The sequence below is a fragment of the Aeromonas sp. s9 genome (genome assembly GCF_040907765.1).
Classification (GTDB): Bacteria; Pseudomonadota; Gammaproteobacteria; order Enterobacterales; family Aeromonadaceae; genus Aeromonas; species Aeromonas caviae.
Window position 1 is genome coordinate 15,341 of the sequence record NZ_JBFOCK010000026.1, and the last position, 23,074, is coordinate 38,414.

Sequence of the window (23,074 nt, forward strand, 5' to 3'; positions counted from 1 at the left end):
TCAATCATTCAGTATCTGTAGCGCAATGGTGAGAAACATCCCCTTGTGCCAGCAAAAAATCCCGCAATGCCCGGTTCGCCATGGAGAGCGGATCCCCCCGTCGCCAGGCTACGCAGAGATCCAGGAAGATAGGGGGTGAAAAAGGGATGCCGGTGAGGGCCGGCTCCTCTTCCAGCGCCATGCGCAGGAAGGTGGTCACGGCGAATCCCTGACGCACCACCGCCTTGAGCAGCGGGATGAGATTGCTTTCGAACGCGATGTCAGGCTCTACCCCCAACCCCTGCGCCAACACCTCCATGTGTTCCCTGTGGTAGAAGCCTCGCCGGAACATGGCGAGCTCCTGGCCGAAGAACTGTGGCAGCGAGACCGACTCAGCGCCGCGCAGCGGGTGCTCCTCCCCCACCACCATCAGCATCTCTTCCCGCAGCAGTTGCGCCCCCTCGAGGGCCGGTGGCAGATCGCTGGTGATGAGGATGGCGAGATCCAGACTGCCATCCACCATGCGGCTGAGCAGCTCCCGGGTGCCCGCCTCCTCCACCCGGATCTTCAAGCCGGGGTAGCGATGCTTGAACGCCATCAGGATTGGCGGGAAGTAATAGGATCCCATCATGTAGGGGATGCCGATGCGCACCTCCCCCCGTTCCAGCCCCTTGAGCTCGGCCATCTCGGCCTCGGCCTGGTGCATCTGGCGCAGCAGCCGTTCGGCGTGGCGGCAAAGGACCTCTCCCTCCGGGGTGAGGCGCACGCTGCGATCCTGTCGGTCAAACAGCCGCAGATCGAGCTGCTGCTCCAGCTTGGCGATGGCCATGCTGACAGCAGGCTGGGCCACGTTCAGCCCCTGGGCCGCCCTGGTGAAGGAGCCGGCATCGCGCACCGCCAGCAGGTATCCGAGCTGTTTCAGATCCATATCAATTTCATTTATCAGGGTAATAACTTAAATATATTATATTTATACGTTTCGTCGCACTACCCTGCACAAAAGTCGTCGGGACAACTCCATATGATCGAAGTAGGCAGTCGCGAATGGATACGCGCCACCCTGGCCCTCAGCCTGGGCTCCTTCCTGGTATTCCTCAATCTCTACCAGACCCATCCCCTGCTGCCACTCCTGGCAGAGGTTTTCTCGGTCAGCGCCCTGTCCGCCAGCTGGACGCTTGCAGGCTGCACCGCAGGGCTTGCAGGCTCCCTGCTCGTCTGTGCCCGTCTGGCTGATCGGTTCGGACGGCGGCGGATCATGCTGTGGACCCTGGCGGCCGCCATCCTGCTCTCCCTGTGCATCCCCTGGGTCACCCACTTTGATGTGCTGGTGAGCCTGCGCATCCTGCAAGGCGTCCTGCTGGCAGGGCTGCCCGCCACCGCCATTGCCTACATGGGGGAAGAGTTCAGCAAACGTGCCCTCATCGTAGCCGTCGGCGTCTATATCGCGGCCAACTCCCTGGGGGGCATCGCGGGCCGGGTGGTCGGCGGTCTGCTGGCTGGCTGGTTTGGTGACTGGCAGCACACCTTCCTCGGTATCGGGATCATCAGCCTCGCCCTGCTGCCACTGGTTATCTGGCTGCTGCCCGCCCAGCGCTGCTTCGTGGCCGTGGAGGCAGCGCCTGGGCAACTGCGCCGCGCCATCCAGAGCCACCTTGGCAACCCCTTGCTGGTGGGGGCCTATCTCATCGGCGGCCTCAACTTCATGGTCTTCCTGAACCAGTACAGCTATCTCACCTTTCTGCTGGCCAAGGCCCCCTTCTCCCTGCCGACCCAGTGGCTCGGCATGCTGTTTCTGACCTACCTCACCGGTACCGTCGCCTCTTCACTGAGCGGCCGCGGGGCCCATCGCTGGGGAGCACAACGCCTGCTGCTGGCAGGAATAACCTTGATGGCACTCGGCAGCCTGGCCCTGTTGCAGGGGAGCCTTGTCGCCATCATCGGGGGATTGCTTGTCTCGAGCTTTGGCTTCTTCCTCGCCCACGCCTGTGCCAGCGCCTGGGTCGGCCAGCACGTGGAGCACAACCGGGCGCTCGCCTCGTCGCTCTATCTGGTGGGGTACTACCTGGGAGCCAGTCTGGGCGGGCTTTATCTGCATCCCTTCTGGGAGCAGGGGGGGCTCTGGGGTCTGGTACTCGGCATCGAGCTGGTGTTGATGATCACCGCGGGGTTGAGCCTCTGGCTCGGTCACTTGAAAGGACGTGTGGCGCCCGCTTGTGCGTTGACGCCACAGGGTCAGGCTCCCGTCAACGGGCCCTCCCCTCACAGACCGTCATAATAGTCCGCCGGTACCGGCACTACGGCGCCGGTGCACAGCTCTTCGTCTATCACCTCGTCAAGCGAGCGCAGATGAAACTTGATCTGCCCAGAAGGCAGCATCAATCCTATATCCGGGTTGCGTCCGTCATCGATGTTGCCGGTCTTGAAGGGGACATCGGGATGCGTCGCCACCAAGGCCGTGAGCGAGGGCACCACCAGCTCGATATGTTCGAGCCCGGCCTGATGGCTTCGGCCCGCCTTGGGGGCGGCCAGTTCGATGCAGGGGACAGTCACCTGCTCCCAGCAGACGGGCTGGTGCAGGCGATAGGTGGCGATGGGACGCCCGCCTATCATCCCCTCCACCAGCAAGACTCCGTGGGCGGCCAGCACCGCTTTCAACTCCAGATATTCCGGCAGGGTGGCAGCGCGGTAGCAGAGGTGATCCACCACGGGGGAGCCATTGACTCCCATGACGGCACGCATTTCCGTGAGCAGTTGGCAAACAAATGGGGCCATGGGCCCCAGTGTGGAATCCAGGGGATGTGACATGATCACCATTTCTTCTTGGGTTGGAACAGGACGTCCAGTTCGTCCGTCTCTTTGTCCTTGATGTTTTGCAGCTCCTTCTCGCTGTGCTGCTGCAGGTGTTCTTCCAGCTGGCGCATCCCCTGACGCATGTCCTCTTCCCGCGCCAGCAGGTAGGGATCCTTGTCGGTGACATTGGCCAGCGCCCCCAGCCCCTTGGTGTAGAGCTGGCGGCAGGTGCCGTACTGCCCCTGGATCTGGGCATCCATGGCCCGCTTGAGCAGGTTGGCGATGTTGATCTTGAGCTGCATCAGCTCGAGGCGGCGATCCTCCTGGGCAAAGCCCTGGGGATCTATCTTGCCCTTGTTGTGCTCGACCCGCAGCACGGCCCGCATCTTCTTGGCCAGTTGCAGCATCTGGATGGCCTGGCGGTCGGACTCCGGCGTCTTGAAATGTCCCTCGTCCTGGCTGCTGTAGTTCTCCTGCACGTTCTTGATCTGGAGCTGGACGTCGGCGATGCGCTGCTTGACCTGCGCATTGGGCATCACCAGCGCGATGGCGCGGTAGGCATCCAGGATCCGGTGTTGCAACAGCAGCACCATGTTTTTGGAAAAGGGCACCAGGTTGACGTTCAGCAACACCTCTTCAGTCTCGTCTGCCACCGCCTTGTGACGGGCAATGGCCTGGCGCTTGTCCGATTCGGCCTTCTGCTTGTATTGCTGCACCACGTTATAGGCGATGACCAGAAACAGGAGTGCGCCGATTGACAGCAATATCAGGGTTAAAATCATAGGGTGTTCACACTCCAGTCCCAATCCAATTGCGAGATCCTACAACAGCTTAGCCTCATAGGGTAGCGCCCAGATCCCGTATTGCCTCACAAGAACGCTCGCAGGCGGTGACCGCATCCGGTGCGTCATGCTCCATATCGCCCGCCGCCCCCATTACTTGAGGCAAAAACCCTTCGACTGCAGGAATCCCAGCATGAAGGGCCTCGCCTCCTTGCCCAGGATCCCCCTGATCTGCCCGCTCCAGGTCTGATCCTTGTTGTTGCTGCTGCGGGCCTGGTAGTAGTCGTGGATCTGCCCGTCGTACCGGGCAAGCAGGGCGCGGTCCAGGGTGGCAGGATAGCGGTTCTCGTGCACCACCAGCGCCCGGGGCAGCCGCGGTTTTTGCTCCGGCCGCTGGGCGGGATGGCCCAGGCAGAGGCCAAACAGCGGGATCACCTGATGGGGCAGACCCAGCACCTCGCTCACCTCGGCCGGATTGTTGCGAATGCCGCCGATATAGACCCCGCCCAGCCCAAGTGACTGGGCCGCCAGCAAGGCATTTTGCGCCATCAGGGCGCCGTCGATGGCCCCGATCATGAGCTGCTCCACAAAGCCGGTGCGGGCCTCCGGCACTATCTGGCTGTGACGGTGGTAGTCGGCGCAAAACACCAGAAACTCCGCCGCTTCGACCACATAGGCCTGATGACCGGCCAGCTCCGCCAGGGTGGCCCGCAGCCCCTTGTCGGTGACCCGGATGATGCTGTTGGCCTGGAGGAAGCTGGAGCTCGCGGCGCTCTGGGCGGCGCTCAGGATCTGATCCAGCTGCTCTGCGCTGACGGGCTCTGGGGTGAACTGGCGAATGGAGCGATGGGAAAGAATGAGATCGATGGTCGGGTTCATGGTACCTCCGGGATGAAGGTCACACTCTACCCAAAAAAAGCGGGGGGCCCAAGGCCCCCCATCACCCTCAAGGGGCAGGATAGACATAGGGGGCCTGTAGCCCAAGCGGGAACCCCAGCGCCCAGTAGAGCAGCAGGAAGCCCGTCCAGCTCACCAGGAAGGCCAGGGAGTAAGGCAGCATCATGGAGACCAGGGTGCCGATGCCTGTGCTCTTCACATACTGCTGGCAATAGACCACCACCAGGGGGAAGAAGACCATCAGCGGGGTGATGATGTTGGAGGCGGAATCCCCCACCCGATACGCGGCCTGAGTCAACTCGGGCGAGATCCCCACCGCCATCAGCATGGGCACCAGGATGGGGCTGATGAGGGCCCACTTGGCGGAGGCCGAGCCCACCACCAGGTTGACGGTGGCCGTCAGCAGTATGATGCCGACTATGGTCACCTCTCCCGGCAACGCCAGGGCGTGAAGCACCTCGGCACCGGAGAGCGCCAGCAGGGTACCGAGGTTGGAATCCCCGAACGCCTTGATGAAGAGGGCGCAGAAGAAGGCCATCACCATGTAGGAGCCCATCTTGTTCATGGTGGCCGACATGGCGTCGATCACATCCTTGCCGCTATTGAAGCTGCCGGCGACAAAGCCATAGACGATCCCGGGCAGGATGAAGAGCAGGAAAATGAGGGGCACGATGGACTTCATCACCGGCGCGGCGAAGGTGGTGAGGGAACCGTCCGGTGCCCGCATCGGCGAGTCGCCGGGGGCCAGCGCCAGCCCCAGCAGCACCACGGCCGCCAGCATGGCGAACCCGGCCCAGTTGAAGGCCCGGCTCTCCTGAGCGCTGTAACGACCCATCTCGTCGGCGCTCTCCAGATCCTCGTTGAGGGGCACTTGCTTGAGGCGCGGCTCGACAATCTTCTCGGTGACAAACCAGCCCACGCAGATGATCAGCAAGGAAGAAGCACCGGTGAACATGATATTGCACAGGGTGTTGACCATGTAGTCAGGGTCGAACAACTGGGCTGCAGACTGGGTGAAACCCTGAAGCAGCGCATCCCCGCCGGAGGGCAGGAAGTTGGCGGCAAACCCGCCGGAAACCCCGGCAAAGGCTGCGGCAATCCCCGCCAGCGGGTGGCGACCCGCTGCATGGAAGATGATGCCGCCAATGGGGATCACCAGCACATAGCCCGCATCGGCGGCGGTATGGCTGACGATGGCCACCAGGATCAGCATGGGGGTCAGAAAGCGCGCCGGCGTCACCTTGAGCAGCTTCTTGAGCCCGGTGTTGATGAAACCGGACTGTTCAGCCACCCCGACCCCCAGCATGGCCACCAGCACGATGCCAAGGGGAGCAAACCCGGTGAACGTGGTAACCATGCTGGCGAGAAAGTCCGCCAGCCCTGCCCCGGTCAACAGGTTGTTGATGACCACGGCCTCTCCGGTGCGGGGATTGACCAGATCGAAGGAGAACTGGGAGCCTATCCAGGAGCCGACCCAGACGATCAGCAAGGCATAGAGGAAGAGCATGGCGGGATCCGGCAGCTTGTTGCCCGCCTTCTCCACCCCGTTCAGAAAGCGGTTCAACCAGCCGTTGGGAGGGGCCGGACGCTCGTTCACTGCAGCTTGACTCATTATGGTGATACTCCATTACCAAGGAATGAGCGCGCATACTAGCGATAACGTCTAATGGATCCCATGATATGAGACAAAAATTCGATTAATTATGTTTAATTTGGCATCTCGCACTTCATTAATGGGAGATGCCGCACATTTATCGACAACTTGCTCAATGGTTTGCGAGGGGATAGCGACCCAGCCGGCACTGTACTGCGAACCCCGCCGCCGCCACCTCTTCCGGTGTCATGGGACGGCTGAACAGGAACCCCTGGAAGACGTGGCAACCCTGGGTCTGCAGGGCCGCGAGCTCGTGCTCCTCCTCCACCCCTTCCGCCAGGATCCCTAGCCCCAGACTGGTGGCCATGGCCACCGTCGCCCGGATCACCGGCAGGTTGAGCCCCACCACGAAGGAGCGGTCCAGCTTGATGGTGTCGATGGGCAACCGGTTGAGGTAGGCCAGGGAGGAATAGCCCGTCCCGAAGTCGTCGATGGCGATCTTGATCCCCTGCTCGCTCAGGGCGTCGAGGATCTCGATGCACCCCTTCATGTCGAGCATCAGCACCGTCTCGGTCAGCTCCAGGGTCAGCAGCGCCGCCTCCACCGAGAATGCCTCGAGCAGTTGGGCCACCAGCTCCGGCAAACTGGCAGAGAGCTGGAAGCCCGAGAGATTGACCGACACCGGCACCCTCACCCCGTCCTGTCGCTGCCACTCCCCCATCTGGGCCAATGCGGTGGAAAGCACCCAGCTTCCAATTTCCCGGATGAGCCCCATCTCTTCGGCCAGCGGAATGAACTCCGCCGGCGACACATGGCCGAGCACGGGATTGTACCAGCGTACCAGGGCCTCGAAACCGATGACCCGACCTTGCGCCACATCCACCTGGGGCTGATAGCGCAGGCTGAGCTCCCCCCGACCGACGGCCTTGGCCAGAAACTGCTTGAGGGTCAGCTTGCGATGCAGGCTTTGCTGCATGCTGGGGGTGAAGCGCTGCCAGCGAAGCCGCCCCATCTGCTTGGCCTGGTACATGGCCATGTCGGCACGGGTGATGAGGTTGTCGCCGTCATCCGCGTCGTCCGGGTAGATGGCGATGCCGATGCTGCCGCCGATGGTGACCTCGGGGACACCACTCAGCTGCAGTGGCTTGCTCATCTGGGAGAGCATGAGATCCGCCACCTCCTGGGCCCGATCGCTCGCCTGGTTGAGGGGCACCAGGGCGGTGAACTCGTCCCCGCCAAGGCGCGCCAGCTCCACGTCCCGCGGGCAGATCTGCTTGAGCCGTCCGGCGACCCGCTCCAGCAGGCGATCCCCTGCCTTGTGGCCGTAGTTGTCATTGACCAGCTTGAAGTTGTCCAGATCCATGAACACCAGGGCAAAGCGCCCCCCGAGGCCGCAATAGGCTTCCAGGGATTTCATCAGGCCGTAGCGATTGAGCAACCCGGTGAGGGAGTCGTGCCAGGCCAGGTGGCGATGCTCCAGCTCTTCGAGCTTGCGATCCGTGATGTCCCGCATGGTCAGCAGGATCCGTGCCCCCTGCTGGATATGGCGAAACTGGTACTGGAACCAGCGCATCCCCTTCTGGGTGCGACACTCCCCTTCAGCCACCACTTCGTCCAGACGGGAGAGGCGACGATAGAAGGCCTCGTCCGCACCGGAGAAGATCTGGGGCAGCGTCAGAATGCCGGTGCCAAAGCACATGTCGAAGTGATGGTTGCCGCTCTCGAGGCGCCCCTCGTTGTCAAAGAGACAGGCCAGGGTGTCGCCGGTGGCGAGGGAGGACTCCTGGTAGAGGGTGTCGGCATCGATGACCGCTTCCGCCATCATCATCTGCCGTCCGGCAAGCTGGATCCCGGAAAGACGCAGATAGACCTGCTTCTTGACCCCCTTGGGCGAGAGGGTCCACCACTCGTTGTAACTGCGCTCCTGCTGGAAATCACCGAGATAGCGCTGCAGCAGCAGATCGATGGCGGCGGCCATGTCGGCGGAGAAATCCCGAGACTTCAGCTCGGCCAGGGAGCTCGCCTCCCAGAGCCCGAGGGCAGCATCGTTGGCCCAGTAAATATGATGACGCTGGATGTCATAGACCCAGACAGGCGTGTGGAGGACATCCATCACGGTGAGCAGGCGTTCGTCTAGCGTATTCATGTTGAGTGATGATTCATGCTGAAAGCTCATGGTCGAACCAGTCGATTGCGCCCCCCGACAGGAGCATTCACGCTGGTACAAAATCCGTTCCGGCCCATAATCGGATAACAAACGGATGAAAAAAGGCCGAAATCATATGAAAACGCTACATGTGATCCCCATGGTACGAAGAAATGGACTCACACTGGTATTGTTGGGCATGGTGATAACCATTGCTATGATTTTTATACTTTTTTTTCTTCGTGAACAACTACTAATCCCCGCCATTTCCCTCCTCCTTGCGGGCCTGATGACAATTCTTGTCGGGGTTTGGAAACTGGGTGAGCCTCATTTTAGTCTCTCTTTGTGTCAGGACTGCCTGCAATACCATCACAAGTACGGCGGCTGGATCCTGAAATGGAGAAATATTCAGCGAATTGACCAACCACGTATCCATTTGGGGTGGGATCTGGTGGAGCTGCCCTACATCGGTTTGAAAATAAAGGATTACGACGCTTTTTTGACGCTGATCACACCCCGGCTCGCCGTCCGTCTGCTGACCGAGCAGCGCGCCGTGCTGATGCAGGCCATGCGAAGCGAGCGCTCCGACTGCCCGACCGGAGGGTGCGGCAGTGGGCTCCTGGGAGAGGGACTGCTGGAGGAGAGCCGCTTCTGCTCACCCGCCGGCCAGCGCTATGAGGGGGTGATCGCCATGCTCGGCAACCGGATGGCACGGCTGCGTGACCTGCTGGGGTACGATCTGCTGGTGCCCGACAACAGCCTGGACAGATCCCCGGAAGATTTCGTCCATCTGCTCCAGCAATACCAGCGCGAATCGAATCTAATCCAGATCAATTAAACGCCGGATTGCGCTTGCCAAGCCCGGTGACTCTTCATAAGGTCACTGGCTTGTTACAGCCAGAACACCCCCTAAAACCGCTATGAAGTACATCGAAGAGTTCTATCTGTTCGTCAAGGTGGTGCAAGAGGGCGGTTTCTCCCACGCCGCCGCTGCGCTGGGCATGCCGACCGGCACCATCAGTCGACGTATCTCCCAACTGGAAGAGCAGCTCGGATGCAGCCTGCTGCACAGATCCACCCGCAAGCTGCGTCTCACGGACGAAGGACTGCGCTATTACGAGCGCCTCTGTACCCCCCTGGCGGAGATAGAGCAGGCCACCGGCGAAATCCGGGGTGAGGAGACGGACATCAGCGGCCTCATCCGCCTCGCGGCTCCCATCGCCCTCTCCAACACCATCCTGGTCGACATGCTGGCGGACTTCGGCCTGCGCTATCCCGGGGTACAGTTCGACATCCGCCAGTCCAACGATCATGCCCTCCAGGCGGATCAGGACAGGGACCTGGTCTTTTTCAACGGCGAGCTTCCCCAGACCCTGCCCAACGCCCTCTGTCTGGGTCACATCCAGTACGGTCTGTTCGCCTCCCCCCTCTATCTGGAGAAGATGGGTGTGCCCTACCACCCGACCCAGCTGGAAGAGCACGATCTCATCTACTGCTGGCCCCACCAGCACTGGCAACTGAACGGGCGGGACGAACAGACGGTCTGCATCAAACGCACACCCCGCCTTTGCATCGACCAGACCCAGGCCGCCGTGCGGGCAGCCCAGCGACACCTCGGCATCGTCAACGCCCCGCAGCACTATGTGCACCCCTTCCTGCAAGATGGTCAGCTCGTCCCCGTCCTGCCGGACTGGCAGTCGGGAAAACGTCCCTTCTACATGCTCCATTGCCAGCCCCGGTTCACCCCGTTGCGTGTTAAGATGTTCGCCGATTTCGTCGAGAAACATTCCGAGCGCTATCGCACCCGTCAGCAGAACGATCAATTTTCACCGGCGCAGCCGCTGCCCGTTGCATCTGACGGCTGATGACCCACACTTAGCGCAATCCTCGTTGCACAGGTCGGCTAACACTATGAATGTATTGATATGTGATGACTCCGGGTTCGCGCGCAAACAGCTGGTGCGCGCCCTGCCCGCCGATTGGGGTGTCACCTTGCACCAGGCCGCGGACGGACTGGAAGGGGTCGAGCAGATCCTGATGGGGCACGGGGACCTGATCTTTCTCGATCTCACCATGCCGGAAATGGACGGATATGGCGTGCTCGAGACCCTCAAGCGAGAAGGGGTGCGCAGCAAGGTGATCGTGGTCTCCGGCGACATCCAGCCGGAAGCCCATGAGCGTGTCATGGCCCTTGGCGCCCTCGATTTCATCAAGAAGCCGGCCTCCCCGGACACCCTCCTTGCCCTGCTCAAGCGCCACGGACTGTGGCAATCGGCCACCCAGGTGACGGCCATCCAGCCCCAGCCCGTCGCCAGCCACCAGGCTGCCCAGAGCAGCATCCAGTTCACCCCCGAGCTGCGGGATGTCTATCAGGAGCTGGCCAACGTCGCCATGGGCCAGGGGGCGGATCTGCTGGCTCGCCTGCTCGGCGCCTTCGTGCTGCTCCCCATCCCCAACGTCAACGTGCTGGAGGTCTCCGAGCTGCACATGGCGCTCTCGGCCGCCGCCGAGTCGGAGACGCTCTCTGCGGTCTGTCAAGGCTTCATCGGGGCCGGGATCGCCGGGGAGGCCCTGCTGCTGTTCCACGATGCCAGCTTCCAGGACCTGGCCCGCCTGATGAACCATCAGGGGGAGCTGGATCACGGCGCCGAACTGGAACTGCTGATGGACACCGCCAACGTGCTGATCGGTGCCTTCCTGCGCGGCTACGCCAACCAGCTCGACACCCCTTTTAGCCAGGGTCACCCCGTGGTGCTGGGCCAGCACAGGCCCATTCAGGATCTCATTCGGACCAACCAGAGCCGCTGGCGCCGCACTCTGGCCATCGAGATCAACTATCGGGTGCAGGGCTATGCGGTGCAGTGCGATCTCTTGCTGCTGTTTACCGAAGATTCCATCGCCACCATGAACAACAAGATCATGCACATGCTCTGACCGCCCCGCGGCAGCAACCACCAGGAGTGACCATGGACATTCGGGAATTTCATTGGCTGATGAACATCGTCCAGAATCTGGACGTGGGGCTGGTCGTGCTCGACAGGGAGTACCGGATCCAGGTGTGGAACGGCTTCATGGAGAGTCACAGCGGCCGGCTGGCAGGCGAGGTGCGCGATCAAAGACTGTTCTCGCTCTTTCCCGATGTGGACAAGGCCTGGTTCGAGCGCAAGGCCAACATGGTGTTCAAGCTCAACAACCGTGCCTTCAGCACCTGGGAGCAGCGCCCCTACCTGTTGCGCTTCTCCAACTACCGCCCCATCACGGGATCGGCCCCCTACATGTACCAGAACCTGACCCTGGTGCCGCTGGCCGACTTCGCCGGAGAGGTCACCCATCTGGCCATCATGATCTATGACGCCACCGACGAGGCCATGCTGATCACCGGCCAGCGCCAGGGATGACCGCCCCTGCCATGACAACAAGGGCGCCCGATGGCGCCCTTGTTGTTGCGATGGGGAATGGCGTCAGCCACTCAGATACTCGGTGAAGGCGTCGATCACCTCGTCGATGTCATCGTCAGTGATCTGCAGGTGGGTCACCAGCCTGAGTTCCCCGTAGCCGGAGAAGAGAATACCGCGCTCCTTCATGAAACCCAGCAAGGTGGCGGGATCCCCCTGGGTCAGGCGCAGGAATACCATGTTGGTCTGCACCTCCCCCAAGTTGAGTGCGATGCCTGGCAACGCGGCCAGCCCCTCTGCCAGACGCCTGGCGCGGCGATGATCATCCGCCAGCCGGGCAACGTGCTGATCCAGCGCGAACAGGGCGGCCTGGGCCAGGATCCCTCCCTGGCGCATGCCGCCCCCCAGCATCTTGCGCAGCCGTCTGGCGCGGGCGATGAACCCAGCCGATCCCACCAGCAGGGACCCCACCGGTGCCCCCAATCCCTTGGAGAGGCAGACAGAGATGCTGTCAAAAGGCGCCGCGATGGCGGCTACCGGCTCCCCGCTCGCCACCACCGCATTGAAGAGGCGAGCCCCGTCCAGGTGCAGCTTCAACCCCTTCTCGACGACGAATTCGCGCATGGCGCGCAGGTAGGTCAATGGCAGCACCTTGCCGTTATGGGTATTTTCCAGGCAGACGAGGCGCGTCTGGACGAAATGGGGATCATCGGGAGCGATGGCCCCCCGCACATCCTCGATGGCCAGGGTGCCGTCCGCCTGCATGGGGACCGATTGCAGGGCCACCGAGCCCAGCACGGCAGAGCCCTGGGCCTCGTAGCGATAGATGTGGGAGGCCGCCCCCAGCACGGCCCCTTCCCCACGCTGGCAGTGACTCATCATGGCCAGCAGGTTGGACATGGTGCCGGAGGGCACGAACAGGGCCGCCTCCTTGCCAAGCAGTTCGGCGCCGCGGCGCTCCAGCGCATTGATGCTGGGATCTTCCCCATAGACATCGTCTCCCACCTCGGCATGCAGCATGCTCTGGCGCATGGCTTCCGTGGGTTGGGTCACGGTATCACTTCGTAAATCGATATAGCGCATGTCATCCTCCTGATGCAGGACGATGACATTAACCAGCCGACACCCGGCTGGCAAGAAACAGCAAGCGGGAATGTGAGCCCGGCGGCTCACCAGGGCAGCGACTGACCCTGCAGATCCACGAAACGGCCCGAGTGCGCCGGCGTCAGTGTGGCCATCAGATCCAGCAGGCGGACGGCGACCTCGGCGGGGTCCTGCAGCAAGGTGGGATCCATCTCCTGAAGAAAAGGTTGCTGCATGGGGGTATTCATGAGGCCGGGATGCACGGTGATGACACCGGCGCCGGGAAAACGTCCGGCCCACTCACCCGCCAGGATCCGGGATCCCATGTTGAGGGCGGCCTTGCTCATACGGTAGCTGTAGTGGCACATGGCCTCCTGGCCCCCCTCCTCCAGGCTTCCCGCCCGATCCGAGAGGGTGCAGAGCCAGAGCGTGCTCTGGGGCATCATGCGCCGGCTGAGGTTGGCACCAAGGGCCAGGTGGGGCCAGGCATTGGCCAGCAGACTCTCTTCAAGCCATTGGGGGGTCACCTCCTCCACCCGCCGCTCCGGCATGTGGGCAAGATCATGGAGCAGGCCTATGGTGTTGATCACTACCGTCGGCAGGGTGGTGCTGTCATAGAGGGTGAAGAGGGCCTCAAAAGAGAGCGAGTCCACCTCCTGCAGCGGAAAGTAGCAGGCGGGATCCAGCCCCCTGGGCAGTTGCCTGCCCGCCAGCAACCACTCTTCTCCCCGTCTGGCCAGCTCCCGTGCCAGCGCACTGCCCAACCCGCCACTGCCCAGGATCAGATAGCTCATCTGCGTGTCCTTGGATTTGATCACTGCTTAGAGGGTATCAGAAGAATGGCGGACTGCCGGGAGCCCCCGTCAGGCTCAGGCCTCGGCCAGATGGCGCCCAAACTCCCGCGCCCGGGCCAGGTCCAGAAAACCGTCCGCCTGCTTGTGGCTGCGCAGGAACTGGTAATAGGCGAGCAGGGTCACCAGTTGCTCCTCGTCCGGCATGGGCTTTCCCGGACGGGTCTCCTGCACCAGCGCCCCCGCCGCCGCCAGCGCGTCCCTGTCCACCACCTCGGCCTGACGATAGAGATACCCGCAACCGGTGGCGAGCCACTCCAGCGAGCAGTTGGCCCCCATGGCAATCTGGTTCGCCTTGCCAAGGCCGGGCTCGGCCCCTTTCAGATACTTGCGGATCAGGGCTTCACTCAATCCCACCTTGCGGGCAAAGGCGCTCACGCTCCCCTCCCCGATCAGACTTTGCAGCCTGGCGGCAAATCCTTCCATCACCCCTTCTCCTCTCACTGACACCGGGATCTTGACCCGTCGGAGTCAGAACCATAGTTCGAATTCGCGAAGGGGGCATTATTGCCTTGTCCGCCGGAAGAGACCAAGATGCTGGCACATGATTTTGCCCCTTTCTTTTCACATTGTTATCTCCAGAGGAGTCACCATGTCCGTATCCCGTCTGGCCCTGCACGAGCAAGGCCCCACCTTCTCCCGCCTCATCATGGGCTACTGGCGCCTGATGGAGTGGCAGCTTTCCCCCGCCGCCCTGCTGGACCTGATGAAATATCACCTTGATCTCGGGGTCACCACCATCGATCACGCCGACATCTACGGTGGCTACCAGTGCGAGGAGGCCTTCGGCCATGCCCTGCGCCTGGAGCCCTCCCTGCGCGATCGCATGGAGATCGTCAGCAAGTGCGGCATCGCCCTCACCGCCAATCCGGCCCACGCCCTGAATCACTACAACACCGGCAAGGGACACATCGTCGCCAGTGCCGAAGCCTCCTTGCAAAAGCTCGGCACCGATCATCTGGATATGTTGCTGATCCATCGCCCCGACCCCCTGATGAACGCCGACGAGGTGGCCGACGCCTTCATCACCCTCAAGCAGGCAGGCAAGATCAAGCACGCCGGGGTCTCCAACTTCACGCCCCATCAGTTCGCCCTGCTGCAATCCCGCCTGCCCTTTCCCCTGGTCACCAACCAGCTGGAGATCTCCCCGCTCCATCAGGAGGGGACGCTGGATGGTGCCCTGGATCAATGCCAGCAACTGCGCATCAAGCCCATGGCCTGGTCCTGCCTTGGCGGCGGGCGGCTGTTCCATGCCCCCGACTATGCCCCGCTGCGGGCGGAACTCGAGCAGATCCGCCAGGAGGTGGGCGCCGACTGTCTGGAGCAGGTGGTCTACGCCTGGGTGATGATGCTGCCGAGTCAGCCGCTGCCCCTCATCGGCTCCGGCAAACGGGAGCGGATCGCCGCCGCCGTGACAGCCGAGTCCATTGAGCTCACTCGCCAGCAGTGGTTCCGCATCCGCAAGGCCGCTCTGGGTTATGACGTTCCCTGAGTCTGCACCAGACCCTGAAAACAAAAACGGCATGGAGGATTCCATGCCGTTTTCCGTTATCGAGACGATTCAACGATGGCGCTGGGGGCGACCACGGGGTGCATCCGTCTTCGGTTTGGCCTGATTGACCGTGATGGTGCGGCCGCCGACCTCGGTGCCGTGCAACTCGGCGATGGCCTTCTCGGCCTCACCATTGACCGGCATTTCAATGAAACCAAACCCCTTGGACTGACCGGTATCGCGGTCGATGATGATATCGACCTTGTCTACCTGCCCAAATTGGCTGAACACGGTTGTCAGTTCGTCGGCCGTCATCCGGTACGACAGATTACCTACGTAAATCTTCATGCCATCCACTCTCGATTCAAGGTGCCTTATCTATGCATCCACCGACCTGGGAGTAAGGGCACAACCCCCCTGCCGGACCAGCCACGGCATCATGCCATGGCACTTCCAGCTTCGTATCCCAAGTCCTTGATCTCTTGGGTTATCAGAGCAGGAAAGATCAAATCGAATCAGAGGCAGTATCTGAGCATTGGGATGAATTGTCGAGAAAATAGTCAGATCGGGTGCAGCTCGGCCAGCAATGTGCCGAGGGCACGACGCCCATGCCAGGCACGTTTGAACCCGAATCGATAGACCCCGGGAGCCACTTCGTGAGTCCCTTCCCGGGACAACCCGAGCAGGCTGGTGGCCGTCGCCAGGGTCACCTCATCCAGCCCGAGATCCAGGCTGAAATCGAGCCACTGGCCATCGTGTCCCACCTTGCGATCCCGCTCCATGCCCACCAGCACGGCTCTGGGCAGGGCCAACGCCCGGTCTTCGCCGCCATTGAGCAGATAGAGATGGCGTTCATCCCAGGCAAGCTCCGCCAGACGCCAGCGCTGCCAGTTGCGCGGCAACACCATCATCACCAGCACGATGCCGCCAAAGACCACCCCGACCCAGGGCAGCAGGCCCATGTCGGGATATCCCAGCCAGAGGGCGGCCACCACAGTGGCGAGACTCGCCAGCAACAGGCAGATCATGACCCCGTAAAACCGCCGGGCCGGGGGCATCAGCCAGCTCACGTTCTCTTGCGCTGCCAGCTCACTGACTCTCATCTTCTCTTCTCCTTCTGTGATGCGAACGGCCTTGCCGTCGCTGCGTTGCCGCGCATTGTGCGCGAGCGACGCGCCGCGATGCAACCGCCACCGCGACACGGATGACGGCCAGCCGCCACTCTTGGTATGCTTGGGGCTGTCTGAGCCCGCACTGGGCGCCATCCCGGGAGTCCCATGTTCGCCACCGCCCTGCTCTTGTCCGCGAGCACACTCTATGCCGAGGCCATCGGCGGCTACTCCGCCGGCTGCCTGAAAAATGCCGTGGCCCTGCCCCTCGAAGGTCCTGGTTATCAGGTGATCCGCATCAAACGGCTGCGCTATTACGGTCACCCCGACCTCATCCATTACCTGCAGCATCTGGCCAACCAGACCAGACTGGCCGGCATGCCGGATCTCTATATCGCCGACCTCGCCATGATGCATGGGGGGCCCTTTACCTCAGGTCATCGCAGCCACCAGACCGGCCTGGATGCCGACATCTGGTTCAGGATGGCTGACAGGCCCATTAGCCGCTGGGAGCAGGATGCCCCCAGGGAGTGGGCGCTGATCGATGAACCCAGCTACCGGATGCTGCCCGGCCGATTCGGCCCCAGGCAGCTCAATCTGCTGCGCCTTGCGGCTGATCGCCCCGAGGTGGCGCGTATCTTCGTCAACCCCGTCATCAAAGCCGAGGTGTGCAAACAGGCACCCGGTGAAGCCTGGGTCGGCAAGCTGCGCCCCTGGGTCGGCCACTTCAGCCACTTTCACGTGCGCCTGCGCTGCCCGGCAAACAGTCCGGACTGCCAGCCCCAGGCTCTCATTCCCCCCGGCAATGGCTGTGGGGAGGAGCTGGCCTCCTGGCTCAAGGACAAACCCCAGCTGCCCAAGGTGTCGATGAGCTACCGCGCCCCCCTCTTACCCAGGCGTTGTGAGGGCTGACCACAAGCTGTTATGGTGAACCTATTTCCGAGAGAAATATCAATGGAGAACAACAAGATGGCCACTTCACTCTGGCAGCGTGGTACCCGTGCCCTGCTGACCCTGACCCTGCTGCTGGGTTTGACCGGCTGCGGCATGAACACCATTCCGACCCTGGATGAGCAGGTCAAGGCGAGCTGGGGACAGGTCGAGAACCAGTACCAGCGCAGGGCCGATCTAATTCCCAACCTGGTGGTCACCGTCAAGGGGTACGCCAGCCACGAGCAGGAGACCCTCAAGGCTGTCACCGATGCCCGTGCCCGAGTCGGCAGCGTGCAGGTGAGTGACCCCTCCCAGCTCAAGGCGTTCGAGGCGGCGCAGGAGCAGCTCTCCAGCGCCCTCTCCCGGCTGATGGTAGTGGTCGAGCGCTACCCGGATCTGAAGGCCGATCAGCAGTTCCTGACCCTGCAGGCCCAGCTGGAAGGCACCGAGAATCGCATCGCGGTGGCCAGACGGGATTACATCGAGGCAGTACGCCAGTTCAATACCGAGATCCGTACCTTCCCCGGGGTCATCTGGTCCAAGCTGCTTTACTCCGATCTGGAAGCCAAACCCACCTTCAGCGCCAAACCCGGTGCCGATGAGGCGCCCAAGGTCAGCTTCCAATGAACGTGATGAGACACTGGCTGGCGCTCTGTCTGCTGCTCTGTGCCACGGCACTGCATGCCGCCCCCGATTTCCCGGCCCTGACCGGGCGGGTGGTGGACGAGGCCAATCTGATGTCCCGCAAGCAGGCCCACCAACTCGCACAGCAACTGGCCGTCTTCGAGAAGCGCAGCGGCGTCCAGCTGGTGGTGGTCTCCATCGACACGCTGGCGGGGGATACCATCGAAGAGTACGGCTACCAGCTCGGTCGCCACTGGGGCATCGGCCAAAAAGGCAAGAACAACGGCGTTCTGCTGATCATCGCCCAGGACGAGCGCAAGGTGCGCATCGAGGTGGGTTATGGCCTGGAAGGTGCCCTGCCCGACGCCATCGCCGCCAATATCATCCAGACCCGGATCCTGCCCGCCTTCAAGCGCGGTGACATGGTGGCCGGCATCCTCGCCGGCAGCCAGGGCATCATGCAGGCCCTGGCCGGGGAATATCAGCCCGTGGACCACGCCAGCAAGGCCGACAAGCAGGGAGGTCCCTGGCTCTTCATCCTGGTGGTGATTGCGATGATCGTGCTGCACAACCTGCGCGGTGGCGGCGGTGGGCCGGGAGGACGTCGCCGGGCCGCCTACATGGCCGGTGGATTCGGTGCCGGCTCCTTTGGCGGCCGCACTGGCGGTGGTGGTGGCGGTTTCAGTGGTGGCGGCGGCAGCTTTGGCGGCGGCGGTGCATCTGGCGGTTGGTAATCAGGGAAAAAGAGACAACAAGATGATTTCGAAGCAGTTTTTCCACACCTTGCAGGCCAGGGTTCGACAGGCCGAGCAGGCCACGGATGCCGAACTGGTCACCGTGCTGGCCCCGGCCAGCGATGGCTATCGCTATATCCCGACCCTGTGGGCCGCCCTGCTGGCCATGCTCACCCCCCTGCTGGTCTTCCAGCTCGGCTTCTGGCTTGGCTGGTACGAGATCCTGCTGGTGCAGTGGTCGGTCTGGTTGCTGCTGAGCCTGCTGTTCCACTGGACGCCCATCAAGATGCGGCTCATTCCCAACAAGGTACGCCGTCACCGGGCAGCCCTGATGGCCCGCCTGCAGTTTGTCGAGCAGGGACTTCACCGCACCCGGGAACGGCTCGGGGTGCTCATCTTCGTCTCGGTGGCGGAGCACTATGTGGAGATCCTGGTAGACGACGGGATCGCCCAGCACATCGACAACTCCCAGTGGCAGCAGATCATCGACGACTTCGTGGTTCGGGTACGCAACAAGGAGGTCGAGCAGGGGTTCCTGGAGTGCGTGGAGCGCACCAGCGCCATTCTGACCGACGCCTTCCCCGCCACCCGGGATCAGAACGAGCTGCCTGACAGCCTGATCATTCTCGACAAGCCCTGAACGGGCTTAAAAAACCGGCATTCTGTTCAAGGGATAGGCACTCGATAAAGATTATGAAAAATAAGGGGAAAAGTGGTTGACCCAGGCAGCCCTTTCCCCTAAATTACGCCCCGTTCCAGCGCAACGGCGCAACGAACACCGTGTTGGCTGAACACGTTAAATCACAGACCAGAATTTGGTGAGGTATCCGAGAGGCTGCCCACCGACGAAGTAGGCAAGATGCACGCGCAGCGTGCTCCGAAAGCCACTTCAAGCAGTAAAAATTTGGTGAGGTGTCCGAGTGGCTGAAGGAGCACGCCTGGAAAGTGTGTATACGGCAACGTATCGAGGGTTCGAATCCCTCCCTCACCGCCAGATAAAGTAAAAGGCCCCGTCGCAAGATGGGGCCTTTTACTTTTTCCGATGATGGGCGGCTCGGTTCGCCCCCTGTCGACAGGCGGGCAGGATAGCCCGACTGGACGGCCAGAGGCCGCCCGCAGGGCGAGCGCCAGGGATGACGCGAGTCAATCCCGATCCAGCGTACAGCTTGAAGAACCGACCTTAAGGTCGGTTTTTTGCTTCAAGGCGTCTGCCAACCCCCTGGCAGGAGAAACCCGTCATCGGCGGGGGCCAGAAAAAACGGTTTGCCGCGATACCTGGCCGAGTGCCGCCCAGCCAATCCTATCCCTTCCGCCTCTCTGCTCTCTGCTCTCTGCCGACAGGGGATATGCCCCGAGGGAAGCCAGCCCTTTCTCGTTGACAGCTCATTACGCCAAGAAAAGAGAAAGTGACGATATAAATAACCAATATTTTCTCACAAATAGCACAGTACATTGTGATATCACTTGGATAACCGCCTCGTCCTGCCATGCCGGCACCGTCAACCTGCTCTGCTGACCAGGCGGCACAGGCCGATGCCACCGGACAATACCGGGTCTGCGCAACCTCTCGGATATTGCTCACCGATTGGATATCGTTTTGAAAAACTGATAGTTAAATGGCTACACTAGCCTCACACATCGCATAGGGATATGGACAAATGAGTCTTATTGGCTTGCTGCTGGCCCTGGCAGCCATTCTGGGTGGCAACATGATAGAAGGGGGGCACCCCAGCGCCCTGCTCGATCTGCCCGCCTTTCTCATCGTGATCGGCGGTACCGTCGGTGCCGCACTGACCCAGTTTCCCTTCTCCGTGGTTGGTAAAACCCTCAAACGCTTCAAGTGGCTCATTACTCCCCTGCGCCTCGACATGCTGGAGCAGGCCCAACTGCTTGAAACCCTGGCGGGCAATGCACGGCGCAGCGGCATGCTGGCACTGGAGGGCATGATCGACGACATCAAGGATCCCTTCCTGCAAAAAGGGGTACAGATGATGGTCGATGGCTACGAGAAGACCAAGATCCACGAGGTACTGGAAAACGAGATCGAGTTCGAGCAGGAAGATATCGAACAGACCGTCAAATTCTACGAGGCCATGGGGGGCTACTGCCCGACCATGGGGATCGTCGGGGCCGTATTTGGCCTCATTCACGCCATGGGCCTGCTGGATGCCCCCGACAAGCTGGGGGGCGCCATCGCGGTAGCCTTTATTGCCACCATCTACGGGGTGTCGGCTGCCAACCTCATCTTCCTGCCCTTCGGCAACCGCTACAAGGCGTTTGCCCACCAGATCCGCCACTACAAGGAGATGACCCTCACCGGCATCCTCTGCATCGTGGACGGCGAGTCACAGCAACGGCTGCAAGTGACCCTTGAGCCTTATCTCGGAGGCCACGGTGGCGAAAAAGAAAAAGGCTGAGGCGCCGGAGAACCACGAACGCTGGCTGGTCTCCTACGCCGACTTCATGACACTGCTGTTCGCCCTGTTCGTGGTGCTCTACTCCTTCGCCATGGCCAAGCAGTCGGAGACTCGCGTGCTCATTCAGGGCTTTATCGAATCTCTTGGCAAGATAGGGCTGGTCTCCCTTCCCGCCGGCTCCCCCGTGATGCAGGGGGGCACAGGCATACTGGAACCCGAGTCCAAGACCACCCCCAATACCTCCCAGAAAGAGCAGGTGCTGGATACCCAGACGCCCGCAGCGGCGGCCGACCCTTTCAACGAGACCATCGGCTCCTCGGAGAAACCTGCGGCCACGGAGTCCTGGCCCCACAAGACCAAGGAGCAGGATTGGGTCACGGTCACCAAACAGAAGCTGGATCAGCAGCTCAAGAGCCAAATCGAGTCCAAGGAGATCGAGGTGGAGCAGCTTGGCAGCCAGCTGGTGATCCGCATCGGCGAAAAGACCTTGTTCCCGGCCGACTCCGCCTTCTTGCAGCCCCAGTTCATTCCCCTGGTCAACAAGGTCTCGGACGTGCTGGCAGACATCCCCGGCATGGTGGTGGTCACCGGTCACACCGACAACTCCCAGGCGCCGGTGGAGCTCTATCGCAACAACTGGGAGCTGTCAGTGCTGCGGGCGGCCACCATCACCCACACCCTGCTGACCAACCCCAAGCTGGATTCACGACGGCTGATCGCCCAGGGGGTCGCGGATACCCAACCCCGTTATCCAAACGATACCCCGGCTCACCGCCAGGCCAACCGCCGGGTGGAGATCGTGCTCTCCCAGGGCAAGGCGGCAGAGCAGAGCCTCCCCGTTCTTCAACCCTGAAACAGACCCCGCCATGCGGGGTCTTTTGTTTCCTGCCATCCACCGGATTTTCAAACTATCCGGTTTTTTTCTGCTACATAAAAACGATTGAAAACAATTCTCAAACGAGAAAGTTGACCCCGCTAGCAAAACACAATTTTCATCCCGTTGATTAATAATTAATCCTTTGAAATGACATGTAAATCAGTACGGAAGTGGCATACTACGTAACATCATTGTTAAGTCACATGATTAATTTGGTTAGGGAAAAACCTATATGTTTGCTGATATTGCCGTCCAGCACTGGGCTTTTGCTGTCTATGTCATTGGCGCCATCTGTATCTGCTTGACCATGATAGGCCTGGCGGCCTTGCTGGGGGGACGCGCCTATGGCCGTGCCAAGAACAAACCCTTCGAATCCGGGGTGGATTCCGTCGGCAACGCCCGCCTGCGCTTCTCCGCCAAGTTCTACCTGGTCGCCATGTTCTTCGTCATCTTCGATGTCGAAGCCCTCTATCTCTTTGCCTGGTCCGTCTCCGTTCGGGAGAGCGGCTGGGTCGGCTTCATCGAAGCCACCATCTTCATCACCCTGCTGCTGGTAGGCCTCCTCTACCTGTGGCGCATTGGTGCCCTCGACTGGGCCCCGAAAAAGCGTGTCCTGACTGACAAGAAACCAGACTGAACTACCGATTATCTCTTTGAGGTTGCACCATGAAGTACACCCTGACCCGGATTGACCCGGATGCGCCCGTTGAGCGCTACCCCCAGGAACAGCGCCAGACCGTCGATGATCCACTGGCGCAGCAAGCGACCCGCGGCATCATGATCGGGCGCCTCGAAGAGGTGCTGCAAGACACCGTCAACTGGGGCCGCAAGAACTCCCTCTGGCCCTACAACTTCGGCATCTCCTGCTGCTACGTGGAGATGTGTACCGCCTTCACCTCTCCCCACGACGTGGCTCGCTTCGGCGCTGAGGTCATACGAGCCTCCCCCCGTCAGGCCGACTTCATGGTGATTGCCGGCACCCCCTTCATCAAGATGGCCCCTGTCATCCAGCGGCTCTATGAGCAGTTGCTCGAGCCCAAGTGGGTCATCTCCATGGGGGCATGTGCCAACTCCGGCGGCATGTATGACATCTACTCCGTGGTACAGGGCGTCGACAAGTTCCTGCCGGTCGACGTCTACATCCCGGGCTGCCCGCCCCGCCCCGAGGCCTTCCTGCAAGCCCTGATGCTGCTGCAGGAATCCATCGGCAAGGAACGCCGCCCCCTCTCCTGGGTGGTGGGGGATCAGGGGATCTACCGTCCCCAGATGCAATCCGAGAAGGAACGCAAGCGCGGCGAGCGGATCAACGTGACCAACCTGCGCACGCCGGATGAGATCTGATCATGAAACTGACTCGAGAATTCCCAAGCA

The 23,074-nt window shown here is 61.5% G+C and carries 25 protein-coding genes and 1 tRNA gene; 15 read left to right on the forward strand and 11 right to left on the reverse strand.

Annotation, left to right across the window (positions count from 1 at the left end; translation table 11 throughout):
• Positions 1-4: 4 nt before the first annotated feature.
• Complete coding sequence (locus tag AB5Y54_RS04695) at positions 5-907, reverse strand: LysR family transcriptional regulator (RefSeq protein WP_161653122.1); 903 nt, start codon at positions 905-907, stop codon at positions 5-7.
• A 93-nt stretch (positions 908-1,000) separates the two neighbouring features.
• Here AB5Y54_RS04695 and AB5Y54_RS04700 point away from each other — a divergent pair, with 93 nt between their 5' ends.
• Entirely contained in the window at positions 1,001-2,254 is a 1,254-nt protein-coding gene (locus AB5Y54_RS04700; RefSeq protein WP_069651374.1) for an MFS transporter, read from the forward strand.
• Here AB5Y54_RS04700 and AB5Y54_RS04705 read toward each other — a convergent pair.
• The 5 genes from AB5Y54_RS04705 to AB5Y54_RS04725 all read right to left on the reverse strand — a co-directional run bounded on the left by AB5Y54_RS04705 (position 2,239) and on the right by AB5Y54_RS04725 (position 8,155).
• A complete protein-coding gene (locus AB5Y54_RS04705; protein ID WP_039038695.1) occupies positions 2,239-2,793 on the reverse strand; it encodes a VOC family protein in 555 nt (184 codons plus the stop codon). The genes AB5Y54_RS04700 and AB5Y54_RS04705 overlap by 16 nt on opposite strands.
• On the reverse strand, positions 2,787-3,551 hold the full coding sequence (locus tag AB5Y54_RS04710; protein WP_010675007.1) for a hypothetical protein: 765 nt from the start codon (positions 3,549-3,551) through the stop codon (positions 2,787-2,789). Before AB5Y54_RS04710 ends, AB5Y54_RS04705 begins: the two co-directional genes overlap by 7 nt.
• 153 nt (positions 3,552-3,704) lie before the next feature.
• A complete protein-coding gene (gene nfsA / locus AB5Y54_RS04715; protein WP_010675008.1) occupies positions 3,705-4,430 on the reverse strand; it encodes an oxygen-insensitive NADPH nitroreductase in 726 nt (241 codons plus the stop codon).
• A gap of 67 nt (positions 4,431-4,497) precedes the next feature.
• Positions 4,498-6,060 (reverse strand): AbgT family transporter, encoded by a 1,563-nt coding sequence (locus AB5Y54_RS04720; protein ID WP_201985286.1) that lies wholly within the window; start codon positions 6,058-6,060, stop codon positions 4,498-4,500.
• A 154-nt stretch (positions 6,061-6,214) separates the two neighbouring features.
• Positions 6,215-8,155 carry a bifunctional diguanylate cyclase/phosphodiesterase gene (locus tag AB5Y54_RS04725; RefSeq protein ID WP_039038812.1) on the reverse strand — a complete coding sequence of 647 codons (1,941 nt, stop codon included), beginning with the start codon at positions 8,153-8,155 and terminating at the stop codon, positions 6,215-6,217.
• 322 nt (positions 8,156-8,477) lie between these two features.
• Between AB5Y54_RS04725 and AB5Y54_RS04730 the strand changes: the two genes are divergently transcribed.
• From AB5Y54_RS04730 to AB5Y54_RS04745, 4 genes are all read left to right on the forward strand, one after another.
• Positions 8,478-9,026, forward strand: a complete 549-nt coding sequence (locus AB5Y54_RS04730; RefSeq protein ID WP_223302590.1) for a DUF2982 domain-containing protein — start codon at positions 8,478-8,480, stop codon at positions 9,024-9,026.
• A gap of 82 nt (positions 9,027-9,108) precedes the next feature.
• Entirely contained in the window at positions 9,109-10,053 is a 945-nt protein-coding gene (locus AB5Y54_RS04735) for a LysR family transcriptional regulator (RefSeq protein WP_201985284.1), read from the forward strand.
• A gap of 46 nt (positions 10,054-10,099) precedes the next feature.
• Complete coding sequence (locus AB5Y54_RS04740) at positions 10,100-11,122, forward strand: response regulator (RefSeq protein WP_041211557.1); 1,023 nt, start codon at positions 10,100-10,102, stop codon at positions 11,120-11,122.
• 32 nt (positions 11,123-11,154) lie between these two features.
• Positions 11,155-11,586 carry a PAS domain-containing protein gene (locus tag AB5Y54_RS04745; protein WP_201985282.1) on the forward strand — a complete coding sequence of 144 codons (432 nt, stop codon included), beginning with the start codon at positions 11,155-11,157 and terminating at the stop codon, positions 11,584-11,586.
• A 63-nt stretch (positions 11,587-11,649) separates the two neighbouring features.
• On the opposite strand, the gene ltaE is transcribed toward AB5Y54_RS04745, so the two are convergent.
• The 3 genes from ltaE to AB5Y54_RS04760 all read right to left on the reverse strand — a co-directional run bounded on the left by ltaE (position 11,650) and on the right by AB5Y54_RS04760 (position 13,943).
• A complete protein-coding gene (gene ltaE / locus AB5Y54_RS04750) occupies positions 11,650-12,666 on the reverse strand; it encodes a low-specificity L-threonine aldolase (RefSeq protein WP_201985280.1) in 1,017 nt (338 codons plus the stop codon).
• A gap of 86 nt (positions 12,667-12,752) precedes the next feature.
• The gene (locus AB5Y54_RS04755; RefSeq protein WP_201985278.1) at positions 12,753-13,460 is read right to left on the reverse strand and encodes a short-chain dehydrogenase; all 708 of its coding nucleotides are present in this window, start codon (positions 13,458-13,460) and stop codon (positions 12,753-12,755) included.
• A gap of 75 nt (positions 13,461-13,535) precedes the next feature.
• Positions 13,536-13,943, reverse strand: a complete 408-nt coding sequence (locus AB5Y54_RS04760) for a transcriptional regulator (RefSeq protein ID WP_039038703.1) — start codon at positions 13,941-13,943, stop codon at positions 13,536-13,538.
• A 166-nt stretch (positions 13,944-14,109) separates the two neighbouring features.
• Here AB5Y54_RS04760 and AB5Y54_RS04765 point away from each other — a divergent pair, with 166 nt between their 5' ends.
• Positions 14,110-15,009 carry an aldo/keto reductase family oxidoreductase gene (locus AB5Y54_RS04765; RefSeq protein ID WP_201985276.1) on the forward strand — a complete coding sequence of 300 codons (900 nt, stop codon included), beginning with the start codon at positions 14,110-14,112 and terminating at the stop codon, positions 15,007-15,009.
• Positions 15,010-15,078: 69 nt separating this feature from the next.
• Here the strand turns inward: AB5Y54_RS04765 and AB5Y54_RS04770 are convergent, their stop codons facing one another.
• Positions 15,079-15,357, reverse strand: coding sequence for an RNA-binding protein (locus AB5Y54_RS04770; protein ID WP_029314670.1), 279 nt, complete (start codon positions 15,355-15,357; stop codon positions 15,079-15,081).
• 212 nt (positions 15,358-15,569) lie between these two features.
• Complete coding sequence (locus AB5Y54_RS04775) at positions 15,570-16,112, reverse strand: hypothetical protein (protein WP_010675020.1); 543 nt, start codon at positions 16,110-16,112, stop codon at positions 15,570-15,572.
• A gap of 174 nt (positions 16,113-16,286) precedes the next feature.
• On the opposite strand from AB5Y54_RS04775, the gene mepA reads away from it, so the two are divergent.
• From mepA to AB5Y54_RS04820, 9 genes are all read left to right on the forward strand, one after another.
• Positions 16,287-17,030 (forward strand): penicillin-insensitive murein endopeptidase, encoded by a 744-nt coding sequence (gene mepA / locus AB5Y54_RS04780; RefSeq protein ID WP_201985275.1) that lies wholly within the window; start codon positions 16,287-16,289, stop codon positions 17,028-17,030.
• A 42-nt stretch (positions 17,031-17,072) separates the two neighbouring features.
• Entirely contained in the window at positions 17,073-17,678 is a 606-nt protein-coding gene (locus AB5Y54_RS04785; RefSeq protein WP_201985274.1) for a LemA family protein, read from the forward strand.
• Entirely contained in the window at positions 17,675-18,409 is a 735-nt protein-coding gene (locus AB5Y54_RS04790; protein WP_182936180.1) for a YgcG family protein, read from the forward strand. The genes AB5Y54_RS04785 and AB5Y54_RS04790 overlap by 4 nt, the downstream gene beginning before the upstream one ends.
• A gap of 22 nt (positions 18,410-18,431) precedes the next feature.
• Positions 18,432-19,049: a TPM domain-containing protein gene (locus AB5Y54_RS04795; RefSeq protein WP_201933951.1), complete on the forward strand. Its 618-nt coding sequence runs from the start codon at positions 18,432-18,434 to the stop codon at positions 19,047-19,049.
• A gap of 266 nt (positions 19,050-19,315) precedes the next feature.
• Positions 19,316-19,403, forward strand: a tRNA-Ser gene (locus tag AB5Y54_RS04800).
• 664 nt (positions 19,404-20,067) lie between these two features.
• Positions 20,068-20,826 carry a flagellar motor protein gene (locus AB5Y54_RS04805; protein WP_052816159.1) on the forward strand — a complete coding sequence of 253 codons (759 nt, stop codon included), beginning with the start codon at positions 20,068-20,070 and terminating at the stop codon, positions 20,824-20,826.
• Complete coding sequence (locus AB5Y54_RS04810) at positions 20,804-21,679, forward strand: flagellar motor protein MotB (protein ID WP_113978780.1); 876 nt, start codon at positions 20,804-20,806, stop codon at positions 21,677-21,679. Before AB5Y54_RS04805 ends, AB5Y54_RS04810 begins: the two co-directional genes overlap by 23 nt.
• A 256-nt stretch (positions 21,680-21,935) precedes the next feature.
• A complete protein-coding gene (locus tag AB5Y54_RS04815) occupies positions 21,936-22,340 on the forward strand; it encodes an NADH-quinone oxidoreductase subunit A (RefSeq protein WP_039038710.1) in 405 nt (134 codons plus the stop codon).
• A 29-nt stretch (positions 22,341-22,369) separates the two neighbouring features.
• Positions 22,370-23,044, forward strand: coding sequence for an NADH-quinone oxidoreductase subunit B family protein (locus tag AB5Y54_RS04820; protein ID WP_010675028.1), 675 nt, complete (start codon positions 22,370-22,372; stop codon positions 23,042-23,044).
• Positions 23,045-23,074 lie beyond the last annotated feature (30 nt).